The organism is Bacillus sp. 220_BSPC (assembly GCF_001054655.1).
GTDB classification, from domain to species: domain Bacteria; phylum Bacillota; class Bacilli; order Bacillales; family DSM-1321; genus Peribacillus; species Peribacillus frigoritolerans.
On the sequence record NZ_JVPL01000179.1, the window covers coordinates 34,645 to 46,680 of the forward strand.

The following is a 12,036-nucleotide window of genomic DNA, read 5'->3' on the forward strand; positions in this document are numbered from 1 at the left end:
CAATATTGGGGAAAGAGGGGTGGACATTTTGCTGAAGGCAGTTTTTTTTGATTTAGATGATACATTACTATGGGATCAGAAAAGTGTAAAAGAGGCTTTTGTGGCCACATGCGAAGTTGCCAAGGAGAAATATGGTCTGAATGTCGACGAGTTTGAAGAAGCGGTGCGGAAGGAAGCGCGTGATCTTTATTCTTCTTACGATACATATGCATTCACTCAAATGATCGGAATCAACCCATTTGAGGGACTATGGGGGAATTTTCAGGATGATCATGATGAATTCCGGAAGATGGCCGGGATCGCACCGGCTTATCGGAAAGAAGCGTGGACGAGGGGCTTGAAGGCATTAGGGATCGATGACCCGGAATTTGGGCTTGAACTGGCAGAACGTTTCCCGGCCGAAAGACGCAAAAAGCCATTTATCTATGAAGAAACATTCCGTGTTCTGGATGAATTAAAAGGGAAGTACAACTTGCTATTGCTAACGAACGGATCTCCTGAACTGCAAAATACCAAACTTGAAATAACGCCTGAACTGGTTCCTTATTTCGACCAAATCGTGATTTCAGGCGCATTTGGTCGAGGTAAACCGGATGCCTCCATTTTTGAGCATGCTTTGCAAATCATGGAGCTGGATAAGGATGAAGTATTGATGGTCGGCGATAATTTAATGACCGATATCCTTGGAGCATCACGGGTAGGTATAAAGTCGGTTTGGATAAATCGCCATGATAAGAAACGGAATGAAGTGCTTCCAACCTATGAAATCAAGCATTTAGAGGAGCTTTTCCCTATCCTTGAGAGCCTGGGGAATTAATTGGCGGTCCTCCTCCAAATAACAAATTTTGGAGAGTTGCAATGAAAATATTAGGTCTTTCAAATTATTTACAGAATGAAAAGGGTGAGATATAGTTACCCTGTAATCAATTAAATTATTCAGACTAGGGGTGTCCAATAAAAGTTGGGCTGAGAGAGAAGCGCTTAAGCTTCTTAACCCTCAGGACCTGATCTGGTTCATACCAGCGTGGGGAAGTTAGAATCTACTAAACGATGACCTTTCAATTGGTCATTTCTGTAGTCATACTAACGTTAGCCGGGTCTTAAATATGAGACCTGGCTTTTTCGTGCGAAGTGGATTGGATTTTGTCCTTTTTAAATGAACTTAAAAAGGAGAAATGAAATCATGAAGAGTAATTCAGTAAATGACATGAACGTTTCAATTATGTCCAGTTTTGCCGGGAGTAAAAAAGTGTATGTTGAGGGATCTAGACCCGATATTAAAGTACCTATGCGTGAAATTGAGCTAAGTCCGACGACAGGGGCATTCGGTGAAGAGGAGAATCCGCCTTTACGTGTATATGATACAAGCGGCTTCTATACGGATTCAGAATATCCGATTGATATTCATAAAGGCCTTGCCCCGATCAGACGCAGCTGGGTTCTGGAACGGGAAGATGTTGAAGAGTATGAAGGGCGTGAAATAAAGCCCGAAGATAACGGATATAGAAAAGTGGAGTCACAATCCAATGCCGAAGTTTTTCCGGGATTGAAAAGAAAACCATTGCGTGCGGTGAAAGGAAAAAACGTAACCCAGCTCCATTATGCCCGCAAAGGGATCATTACTCCAGAAATGGAGTTCATTTCGATCAGGGAAAATGTAGCCCCTGAGTTTGTAAGGGAAGAGGTAGCTAGCGGGCGGGCAATCATTCCGGCAAATATTAACCATCCTGAAAGTGAGCCCATGATCATCGGACGTAATTTTCACGTGAAGATAAATGCGAATATAGGAAATTCAGCTGTCAGTTCATCGATCGAAGCTGAAGTGGAGAAAATGACTTGGGCCACACGATGGGGTGCAGACAACATAATGGATCTTTCCACAGGAAAGAATATTCACACGACGCGGGAATGGATTATCAGGAATTCACCTGTGCCGGTTGGGACGGTTCCGATATATCAAGCATTGGAAAAAGTGAATGGGGTCGCGGAAGATTTAAATTGGGAAGTTTTCCGGGATACATTAATCGAGCAGGCTGAGCAAGGTGTCGATTACTTCACCATACACGCTGGTGTACTTTTGCGATACATCCCCATGACAGCAAAGCGAGTTACGGGTATTGTTTCCCGGGGAGGCTCCATCATGGCACAATGGTGCTTGGCCCACCACCAGGAAAGTTTTCTCTATACACACTTTGAAGAGATTTGTGAAATCATGAAGACGTATGATGTTTCTTTCTCATTAGGTGACGGTCTCCGTCCGGGATCCATTGCAGATGCAAACGATGAGGCACAATTTGCGGAATTGGAAACACTTGGGGAATTGACGAAGATTGCTTGGAAGCACGACGTTCAAGTCATGGTGGAGGGACCCGGTCACGTACCGATGCATTTGATTAAAGAAAATATGGATAAGCAGCTGGAAGTCTGTCAAGAAGCACCATTCTATACCCTGGGACCATTGACGACGGATATAGCTCCTGGATACGACCATATCACTTCTGCGATTGGTGCTGCCATGATTGGATGGTTTGGAACGGCCATGCTTTGCTATGTGACACCGAAAGAGCATTTGGGACTGCCGAATAAAGAGGATGTTCGGGTAGGGGTCATTACTTATAAAATTGCAGCACACGCAGCTGATCTTGCAAAAGGCCATCCGCAGGCAAGAAAACGGGATGATGCCCTTTCGAAGGCTAGATTCGAATTCCGTTGGAGAGATCAATTCAATCTTTCCCTTGATCCTGAAAGGGCGGTTGAATATCACGATGAAACTCTTCCGGCAGAAGGGGCCAAAACAGCCCATTTCTGTTCAATGTGCGGACCGAAATTCTGCAGCATGAGAATCTCTCAGGACATCCGTGATTTGGCGAAGGAAAAGGGTCTGGGTTTTGAGTCGGTAATCGATGAAGGGCTTAAAGAAAAAGCGAATGAATTTAGGAAAACGGATGGGGAAATCTATCAATGATTCCAACGAGAGGGAGAATTCGATGAATCGGGTAATCCAGATAAAAGTTGAAATGAAACAGTTGGAAACTCAATTGGAGCAGCTGAAAAGGGAGCTGAACATTTTTCGGGAGAATTGTAACCATGAATTTGTGAAAAATGATTATAGTCAACAATGTACAAAGTGCCACTTGATCGAAAGTCTGCAATGGTAATGATTCCATAATCGTCCTTATGGAATGACTCCCTTAATCATGTTGGACATTCAGTCACAAAACATGATTAAGGGGCTCTTTCATTACTATTTACATACTTGTTTTATTAATATGAAGAGGAGGAGGGACAAGCCATCCTTTTTCCTTATTCAATCTAAGGAAGTCAGCACCCAATGCAGCTTTGTTGGTATGGAATTGCGCAAACATCTGTGCAATATCCTCGCGGATGCATTGACCCATCATTTGGCTGCAAGCAACTAATCCTGCATTAATATCGATTGATACTGAAGCGGAGATTTCAGGATCTTGAAGACGTGCCCCGACGGGAATATCCTCCAAATTAGCTTTAGGCCTTTCAGGTGGTGAGGGAGGCAGTCCTACGTTATTTTCTTTTAATAACGATTCAAGTTGGTCATGTTCCTGTTTTCCTTGATTGATCACTTCAACAAGCAATTTATGCAGGTCCTTGTCGCCAGTATGATTAAGCATGGTTTGATGACAGGCAATCAACCCTTTTGTAGTGGTTAGAAATGCCCATGTTCCAAATACCTCTCCGTAATGCATAGGCTCATCTTTCGGATTTCCGCTTAAAATTCCCATAACCATCCTCCTTGAAATTCATTAACGCATTTAAGTTACCCTGAATTCATCCAAGCATGCATCGTTGATGTTTGGGAAAGGTTAGAGGGCTTTTAATGCTTACCCTTTTATTCCTTGCAGCCATTCTTGATAACATTCATCACAGAGCATTTCATTTCTATCCGTGTCAGTAACTTGAAATGTTACGACATGTATTTTTTTTTCTTCCGTGACATCACTACAATAGAAGCATTGATGTGTCATTAGAAATCCTCCCATGTATATAAAGTGTTTATAGTTTAAAGCGCCACGGTTTTTTTTATACAGAAAAAATGGTGCAGCAGCTTATTGGTCTTCTTGGAAGAGTTTAGACTGAATAATCCGGTTGGGGTTTAACATACTAAACGTGTTCGCTTGATTGATAAAATGAGGAGGGAAATACAATGCAAAACCAAAATCAACAAGGTCAAGTACACCAGAACATGCAAACGGGTGCCATTCCCCCACAATTGAATCACGGTGGTCACGAAGTATTCGATGTACATGAAGTGCTGTCGGGAGCGATTGGTACTTTAAACACGTATACTCTTTTGCGTCAGCATGTCCAAGATCAGGAATTACTCGACATTCTGGATCGTCAATATCAGTTCATCCAAGATGAATATAATATTTCATTGGAGTGCTTCCAAACGGGCCAGGATCCTTCTAAACCGACTCAGAGCTACAAAATGAATCAAGGTAACGATTTTATATATGGATTGACACCGACTCAGCCAAAGAAACCTTTGCAATCCGTATCGGAAATTACGGATGAATGCATTTCAGGCTTGATGCTTGCAGCTGTTAAGTCTGCAGCATCCATGAAGGCGATGGCAGCGCTTGAAATAACGAATCCGGTGGTTCGCCGCGTATTTGCAGATTCCGTTCCGAACTGCATTGAAATGGCTTATGAGATTTCGATATATCAAAACAAACATCATTATTACCAAGTTCCTCAGCTTGCACAGCAGGATATGCAGCAAATGATGAATTCGTATGCCCCCGCACAAGGAAATAACAACAACATGAGTCATTAAAAGCATTTTTAAGAACATAAAGAAGGGATAGGACTGATTCTCCTATCCCTTCTTTATCATTGTTTCATCTGATTTATTTCCTGAATGCATTCCTGGACGAGGGTAACAGCCTGGCTCATGGTTGCTCCTCCGCCAAATGCCGCGGTCACACCAATTGCTTCAAGAATTTCTTGTTCGGAACAGCCTTGATCAAGACATCCTTTTGTGTGATAGATAATACAGTATTCATCTTGTGAATATAAGCTTATTCCTAGTGCGATAAGCTGTTTTTCTTTCTTGGACAATTGACCTTCTTTAAAGCACTCTTCCGTAAACGAATTGAATTTCTCAGCAAGATCTGGCATTTTATGCGTAAAGACACCGATTCCAGCTTTATAATCACGAAGAGCATTTTCAGTAGAATTATTCGCTTCATATTCCATTTTTCATTCAGCTCCATCCAAAAATTTTTCATCAAAAATTAGTATGAGCTAAATGTTGGACGATTAAACAGAAACGCAGGAGTTTACCGAAGTAATCATGGAACCGCCTTCCTACAAGGCTAGTGACCCCTTGGGCCGGGTGGCTTTGAACCATTGATAGCAAAGGATGCATATAAGTGCAACGTCAATCGCATCACCGGCATAGTACATTAACATTCCGCCATTTTCCGCTTGTACCTTGGTGACTCCGCTTGGCGGGTGGGCAAAAATATATTTAGAAAGGATATCATGGCCGGCCAGTGAAACTGTAAATACGATAGCTAGAAACAAGAAGCTGAACCTGTGGGGGGCAGGGTCCATATAAATCATAGACGCAGTGAATAGATAGCCAGCTATGAACACGTGAAAATGCACTAATGCATGCAGAAGGGCATTCTGATGCATCAACCCGTACAGACCAGTCGTATAAAGGATCCAAAGCCCTCCAATATTAAGCGCAGAGGCAGTGATTGGATTGCTTAAAAACCGCAGCGGCCAACTTTTCAACACCTTTGAAAGGCGTCTTGCTGATTGTACATCAAGTGTTCGCAGTGCAAGCGTAATGGGTGCAGCAAGCACGAGCAGGATGGGTGCAATCATTCCAAGCAGTAAATGACCAACCATATGCGCCGTGAAGTCCATATGCGCGCGATTGGCTATTGGGCCTATGATTGCAGAGGCTGCACAGAGAGTGCCAAGAATCCAAAAGAAGGTACGGTATAAAGGCCATTTTTTATAGCGGCGGTTCGAAATGATGACAGCTGCGATATAAATCACTATAACCAGCATGAGTAGCATCAATAAAATCGGTTCAAAACCAGTTCCATTATCATGAATATGTCCATTACTGTGCATTGCTGGCGTCTTCTTTCATTTTAAGTAAGCTGCGCCTTGTTTGAATGACGAGGGTAATGCCGATCAAGATCATGATTGTGGCAGCAATGTTCCAAGTCAAGTCGTATGGGAAAATATCGACATTGTAACGGATTTGATGGAGGCGCATGAGCTTGTGCTGGATGATTCCGTCATATAACTGGAAAGAACCTGCCCCGAGCAAAACTCCCCCTATCCACCTTTTCAGCCATAATCCCTTTCGACGGCGAAGGTCAGCGAACATGAATAACGACCCGACCGTTGCGAACCAGCTTAGAGCATGAAATAAACCATCCGAGACAAGCCCGATACTGGTTGTGGACTTGTCATAGAAATGGTGCCAATGTAATAGTTGATGAAAGATGGCTTCATCGATGAATGCAACCAATCCGATCCCGAATAGAAAACCGGACCATAGGTTACGAGCGGAATAAGTATAACGTAATTCTGAAATGGATTGATGTCTTTGATTTCGAGGCTTGAAATCCATTTTCCATCCTCCTTTTTCCTATATATGGTTCTTTCTACTTTACCCTGTATTTTAAAGTTATAGACAGGTAAATGGACCTTTTATATATCTTATTTATTGAGGGATTCATAGCACAAAGAAATCCTTGGCTTTTTAGTTCAGTCATCAATGTTAACGGTATGTAAATTTCTTCTAATTATTGTTCATTATAACTGAATTATGGTTTTAAGCATGTACAGGCGGGTAATAAAAAACCGTACATCATATAAAAAAAGGAGGAGTTAATATGTTTCGCCATCAAAAAGAATTGCAATTTGAAGTTAAGGTAGATCGACCAGATCCGATGCTTGCCCGTCAAATTCAGGAAGTGTTAGGTGGACAGTTTGGGGAAATGACTGTCATGATGCAATATCTTTTTCAGGGATTTAACTGTCGTGGTGAAGAAAAATACAAAGATATGCTGATGGATATCGGTACAGAGGAAATTGGACATGTAGAGATGCTTTGTTCACTCATTAGTCAATTGCTTGATGGCGCTTCTCCGGAAGATCAAGCAGAAGCCGCAAAAGATCCTGCTACAGCAGCGATCATGGGTGGTATCAATCCCCAGCATTTGCTCGTAAGCGGTCTTGGCGGACTGCCAACCAACTCGAATGGGGTGCCTTGGAACGGATCTTATATCGTAGCCAGCGGAAATTTATTAGCGGACATGCGATCCAATCTGCATGCTGAAAGCCAAGGACGCCTTCAAGTGGCCCGTTTATATCATATGACCAAAGATGAAGGGGTACGTGCTACCTTCCGTAAAATGTTAGCCCGTGATCGTTACCACCAATATCAATGGATGGCGGCCATTGCAGAACTTGAAGAAAAAAATGGCGTGGTTGTTCCCGCATCATTCCCACCGGAAGCGGAAATGGAATCTCAACCGGAAGCGTACGAATTCTGGAACTTGTCGGAAGGTAATGAATCGGCAGACGGCCTGTGGGCAACAGGAAGCGCCCCAGATGGTACGGGAGATTTTGTTTATGTAGCTGAACCAGTTGCAAAAGGACAGATTCCTAACCCTAAGGTTCCGGCAGCACAATTGCATCATGACCTGGATAGAAGTCAATCGTTTAATAAAAGGTAATATAAACTTTTCAAAAAAAGCTCGATGGCCCTGAAGGGGACATCGGCTTTTTTTATTCTATCTTGTTTCCAAAACCTAATTATTTGCTTGTGGATATTTTTTGGAGTAGGATAGTTTCCATCTTCAAAACAAACCATTTTAAAAGGATGGTCACTAATTTAATGGTAAGGAGTGGGGCAAATGAAAGCAGTAGTGGTTAAAGAACCGGGTGGTGCAGAACAATTACTATTAAAAGATTTTTCAAAGCCCGTGCCCGGTAAAGGGGAAATATTAATAAAGGTTAAAGCCTCTGCGATAAATAGAACGGATATTGTTTCCCGGGAAGGAAAATCCGGTTATATGGCCAATCCAATATTGGGGATTGAAGTTTCTGGGGAAGTGGTGGAAACAGGGGAAGGTGCAAATATACAAACGGGGACGAGGGTGATGGGCCTAGTAAACGGCGGCGGTTATGCTCAATATGCCTTGATGCCGGCTGATCGTGCAATGAAGATTCCGGATAACCTGTCATTTGAAGAAGCGGCAGCGATACCTGAGGTATTCTTGACTGCGTACCAAACCTTGTTTTGGTTAGGTGAATTGACGGATCAAGAAACGGTATTGATTCATGCTGGCGGAAGCGGTGTAGGCACTGCAGCTATCCAACTGGCAAAAAAACTGACAAAAGCGAAAATCATCACTACAGCCGGCTCAAAGGAAAAATTGGATTTCTGTCACTCACTAGGAGCGGATATCTGTATCAACTATAAAGAACAATCTTTTGATGAGGAAATCCTGAAAGCTACAAATAATCAAGGAGTGGATGTTATCCTGGATTTCATCGGTGCTTCTTACTGGGAGAAAAACCTTAAAAGCATAAAAACTGATGGACGATGGGTATTGATAGGCATTCTAGGCGGAACTGTAGTCGAGAAGGTGAACCTGATGGAACTTCTCTTAAAAAGAGTTCAATTAAAAGGCACTCTACTAACTCCTCGGAGTGATGAATATAAAAAAGAGTTAACGGAAGAATTCGTTAAAAAGGCAATGCCGTTGTTCCGCAAAAATGAAATCAAGGCAATCGTGGACCATGTCTTCCCTTTTGAAGAGGTACAAAGAGCGCATGAACATATGGAAGCCAATAAGAATGTAGGTAAAATCATCTTACAGATTAATGAATGATTAAAGAAAAACTGCCTCGGTGCATGAATGGGGGAGGTTGCCCAGGATTAAGACTTGATTGGGCGACCTCTTTTCAGGTGATGAGGAAAAGGTGGAGCTGATGGCAGATTGATTGAAGGAAGAAATATGGACAAAGTATAATGAATATATACAAAGTCAAGATACGCTTCGCCGGTATCTGTCTAAGGGGGAATCTTAATGAATGAACTGAATGCATTATTCAGGAAAAGAATAGGGCTCCAGGAAGATGTGAAACTGACATTTGAGAAATTAGACGAAATTCTGGATAAGACAGCGAAAACCATTCCTTTTGAAAACTTATCAATCATGGCATCCCATCTGAGTGATATCGATAAAGCGAATATCGTGAACAAAGTCCTCGTGAGGAATGAGGGGGGATTATGCTATGAATTGAATTCAGCCCTTTATTTTTTCCTTATGGAAAATGACTTTGATGTATCTTTGGTTCGTGGTGTCATCTATAATCAGGGGTGGATGACCATAGGAAGGACACATGTCACCATTCTATTGAAGCATGAGGGCCAAACCTATTTGATCGATACGGGTTTTGGCGGGAATCTGCCATTAAAACCAGTTCCGTTGAACGGAGAAACGGTCGTTTCCCGAAATGGCGAATTCAGGATAAAAAAAGAAAGTACCGACCATGGAGATCATATCCTTGAATTAAAACTGAAACATAAAGATCGCGATTGGAGAATAGGCTATGCTTTCGATTCTTCACAACCCGTGGGAAATGTAGAGGAACTTAATGAGGTCCAAACGATCATCAGGGAAAATCCCCAATCACCATTCAATAAGCATCCATTAATCACCCGTTTGACAAACAGCGGGAACATCACTTTAACCGATACTTCCTTTACACAGTGGGAAAATGGAAAAGTGACGAAAGAAGAAATAGATGGAGCACGATTTAAAGAGTTACTGAAACAGCACTTCGATAGATAGTGGAAAAAGATCTGAATATCAAAGGCATCCTTATCGAAAGATTGTCCATTCTTGACAGTTTATTTATGAATTGTATGATCATTCCATGGGATGTCATTGATATGCAAGACATAGAAAACTATTACTATAATGAAGAAATTTGCGAAAATCCTGCCGAATAGCTGGCAAATCGAGAACCCGCTGAATGCTTTTTGGCGGAAAGAGAGCGAATTTCTGAGAACACATGAAAACTGTAGGCAAACCGGCTTTCTACGAATTTGCTACAATCTGAAACATCCATTATGGATGTTTTACTATTTATTCAATAGATTCGAATTCAGTGGGGTGAGAAGGATATGGAGAAGAAGAACCGATTGGTTTTTACTAGGTCGAATGCAGCTGCTAAACGAAAATTCGATGAAGCCATCACCATTTTGGAATATAGTGTAATGTTTGTTGAATTCTTTGGATTACTAGAATTCAACAATATAATTGCCGGACAGTTAAGGCTGATTCTATGTGAAACGAAAAATACGCGAATAAAACGGGAAAAGGTCACAATTGATCAATCCTTAATAAAGAAAATCAATCCTAACCCGAAATTGTATCCCATTAAAGACTCCAATCAAATGAGCAATGATCATGATCATATATCGGAAGAACTCTTCGATTATACTAAACAAAGGATTGAGCTAAAGCTTTGGAGAAATCAAATTATCTATAAAATCGATATCGAAGGAAAAACCCAGGAAATTAAAGTCATTGATTTTATTAAGGAAACAGCTAATAAGATTGGCGGTGCACATGCTGAATCAAGTTTCCCTAATAAGTCCATTATTTCGGATGGACATACGAAAATCATGTTAATAGATATAGCAAAAGGGTTATTCAAATCCATAGGCAGGGATTATAAAAAACATGCCTCCATGAACCTTTCACATATCATGCAAAAAATCGAACAATCAACTTTGGAAGACTAGACAGAGGAAGGACTTTTGACCAAGTCCTTCTTGCTTGATTTCCAAGTACCCGGCAGGATTGAATACCTCAAATAACCACTATCAATAAACCATTCTTTTTCCTCGTTAAACCATGCTCGATGGCTTTTCACTTTTATCCAGAACGCCATCAGGTTAAATTCAGTCACGAGTGTACTCCATATTTTCTGCATATTTAATTGGTAAGATGGGTGTAATCATAAAGGAGGTTTTATTCAATATGAAAAAAAGAACAAAATTGCCTACCATCTTATCCCTATTTGCAGCCCTGTTTTTAGTCCTTGGAGCATGTTCCAACAGCGATGATAAAAGCAACGAAGAGAAGGAAGAAAATGAACATAAGGAACATAGTGAAATGGACATGAACCATTCTAGCTCGGGTGATGTTCCGGAGGGATTAAAAGCGGCAGAAAATCCAAATTATGAAGTTGGAAGTCAAGCGATTATCGAATCAGGTCATATGGAAAGCATGAAAGGGGCGGAAGCAACAATAGTGGGTGCCTTTGATACGACTGCTTATGCAATTTCGTATACGCCTGCAACCGGCGGAGAAAAAGTGGAAAATCATAAATGGATCATTCACGAAGAAATCAAAGATGCAGGTGAAGTGACGTATGAACCCGGAGCGGAGGTCACAGTAAATGCTTCTCATATGGAAGGGATGAACGGGGCAGTCGCTGAAGTTGAATCTGCCGAAAAAACGACTGTTTATATGGTCGATTTCACACCGACTACGGGTAGAGAAAAAGTGAAGAACCATAAATGGGTAACCGAAAGCGAATTATCAGCGTCTAAATGATTTAACATCATGAGTTCAAAAACAGAAGAAAATAGGATTGGAAACTCCTTCAGTTTGTGACAAAAGTGGATTTGGAATAGCTCATCCAGAACCATAATATTCAAACAAGACTAGATGATCATTGATGTTTTTTACTGTAAGCCTCATTGGATTGAAGAGATTTGCGACACTCCTGCCAAATAACTGGCTAGCCGAGACCCCGCAGGCGCTTGTGTGCCGAGGAGGCTTGGCAGTCAGTCGGCGGAAAGGGAGTGAATCTCTGAAATCAACTGAACCATTCAAATAAAAAATGCAGGCAAACTTGATTTTTACATTGAGTCTGTTTACAGTCTGAAGGAATGGTAAACAAAACCATTCCTTTTTTGTGAATGAATTTTCTTGAAAA

15 protein-coding genes and 1 riboswitch are annotated in these 12,036 nt (G+C 41.6%); of the genes, 9 read left to right on the forward strand and 6 right to left on the reverse strand.

What is annotated here, in order from left to right:
- Positions 1–28 precede the first annotated feature (28 nt).
- From ADA55_RS12480 to ADA55_RS29365, 3 genes are all read left to right on the forward strand, one after another.
- A complete protein-coding gene (locus ADA55_RS12480) occupies positions 29–817 on the forward strand; it encodes an HAD family hydrolase (protein WP_048684247.1) in 789 nt (262 codons plus the stop codon).
- A gap of 116 nt (positions 818–933) precedes the next feature.
- Positions 934–1,048, forward strand: a riboswitch (TPP riboswitch).
- A 135-nt stretch (positions 1,049–1,183) separates the two neighbouring features.
- Positions 1,184–2,965, forward strand: a complete 1,782-nt coding sequence (thiC, locus tag ADA55_RS12485) for a phosphomethylpyrimidine synthase ThiC (RefSeq protein ID WP_048684249.1) — start codon at positions 1,184–1,186, stop codon at positions 2,963–2,965.
- Positions 2,966–2,987: 22 nt separating this feature from the next.
- Positions 2,988–3,158: a hypothetical protein gene (locus tag ADA55_RS29365; RefSeq protein ID WP_153246124.1), complete on the forward strand. Its 171-nt coding sequence runs from the start codon at positions 2,988–2,990 to the stop codon at positions 3,156–3,158.
- Between the two features lie 90 nt (positions 3,159–3,248).
- Here the strand turns inward: ADA55_RS29365 and ADA55_RS12490 are convergent, their stop codons facing one another.
- Both ADA55_RS12490 and ADA55_RS30035 read right to left on the reverse strand, forming a co-directional pair.
- Positions 3,249–3,758 (reverse strand): DUF3231 family protein, encoded by a 510-nt coding sequence (locus ADA55_RS12490; RefSeq protein ID WP_048684250.1) that lies wholly within the window; start codon positions 3,756–3,758, stop codon positions 3,249–3,251.
- A 99-nt stretch (positions 3,759–3,857) separates the two neighbouring features.
- A complete protein-coding gene (locus tag ADA55_RS30035) occupies positions 3,858–4,001 on the reverse strand; it encodes a hypothetical protein (protein ID WP_174878762.1) in 144 nt (47 codons plus the stop codon).
- Positions 4,002–4,180: 179 nt separating this feature from the next.
- Between ADA55_RS30035 and ADA55_RS12495 the strand changes: the two genes are divergently transcribed.
- Positions 4,181–4,813 carry a spore coat protein gene (locus tag ADA55_RS12495; protein ID WP_048684252.1) on the forward strand — a complete coding sequence of 211 codons (633 nt, stop codon included), beginning with the start codon at positions 4,181–4,183 and terminating at the stop codon, positions 4,811–4,813.
- A 56-nt stretch (positions 4,814–4,869) separates the two neighbouring features.
- Here ADA55_RS12495 and ADA55_RS12500 read toward each other — a convergent pair whose 3' ends face one another.
- The 3 genes from ADA55_RS12500 to ADA55_RS12510 all read right to left on the reverse strand — a co-directional run bounded on the left by ADA55_RS12500 (position 4,870) and on the right by ADA55_RS12510 (position 6,637).
- Positions 4,870–5,235, reverse strand: a complete 366-nt coding sequence (locus ADA55_RS12500) for a carboxymuconolactone decarboxylase family protein (RefSeq protein ID WP_034305272.1) — start codon at positions 5,233–5,235, stop codon at positions 4,870–4,872.
- A gap of 111 nt (positions 5,236–5,346) precedes the next feature.
- Entirely contained in the window at positions 5,347–6,072 is a 726-nt protein-coding gene (locus ADA55_RS12505; RefSeq protein WP_375792907.1) for a cytochrome c oxidase assembly protein, read from the reverse strand.
- A 46-nt stretch (positions 6,073–6,118) separates the two neighbouring features.
- Positions 6,119–6,637, reverse strand: coding sequence for a DUF2243 domain-containing protein (locus ADA55_RS12510; RefSeq protein ID WP_048684256.1), 519 nt, complete (start codon positions 6,635–6,637; stop codon positions 6,119–6,121).
- A 265-nt stretch (positions 6,638–6,902) separates the two neighbouring features.
- On the opposite strand from ADA55_RS12510, the gene ADA55_RS12515 reads away from it, so the two are divergent.
- The 4 genes from ADA55_RS12515 (at position 6,903) to ADA55_RS12530 (ending at position 10,834) form a co-directional block, all read left to right on the forward strand.
- Positions 6,903–7,748: a manganese catalase family protein gene (locus ADA55_RS12515; RefSeq protein ID WP_048684258.1), complete on the forward strand. Its 846-nt coding sequence runs from the start codon at positions 6,903–6,905 to the stop codon at positions 7,746–7,748.
- A 180-nt stretch (positions 7,749–7,928) separates the two neighbouring features.
- Positions 7,929–8,909 carry an NAD(P)H-quinone oxidoreductase gene (locus ADA55_RS12520; protein WP_048684261.1) on the forward strand — a complete coding sequence of 327 codons (981 nt, stop codon included), beginning with the start codon at positions 7,929–7,931 and terminating at the stop codon, positions 8,907–8,909.
- A gap of 198 nt (positions 8,910–9,107) precedes the next feature.
- Positions 9,108–9,875: an arylamine N-acetyltransferase family protein gene (locus ADA55_RS12525; RefSeq protein WP_048684263.1), complete on the forward strand. Its 768-nt coding sequence runs from the start codon at positions 9,108–9,110 to the stop codon at positions 9,873–9,875.
- Positions 9,876–10,210: 335 nt separating this feature from the next.
- Complete coding sequence (locus ADA55_RS12530; protein ID WP_048684266.1) at positions 10,211–10,834, forward strand: hypothetical protein; 624 nt, start codon at positions 10,211–10,213, stop codon at positions 10,832–10,834.
- On the opposite strand, the gene ADA55_RS29370 is transcribed toward ADA55_RS12530, so the two are convergent.
- Positions 10,831–11,001, reverse strand: a complete 171-nt coding sequence (locus tag ADA55_RS29370; protein ID WP_153246125.1) for a hypothetical protein — start codon at positions 10,999–11,001, stop codon at positions 10,831–10,833. The two genes, ADA55_RS12530 and ADA55_RS29370, sit on opposite strands and share 4 nt — an antisense overlap.
- Before the next feature lie 71 nt (positions 11,002–11,072).
- Here ADA55_RS29370 and ADA55_RS12535 point away from each other — a divergent pair, with 71 nt between their 5' ends.
- On the forward strand, positions 11,073–11,651 hold the full coding sequence (locus ADA55_RS12535; protein WP_048684269.1) for a YdhK family protein: 579 nt from the start codon (positions 11,073–11,075) through the stop codon (positions 11,649–11,651).
- The last annotated feature ends 385 nt before the right edge of the window (positions 11,652–12,036 follow it).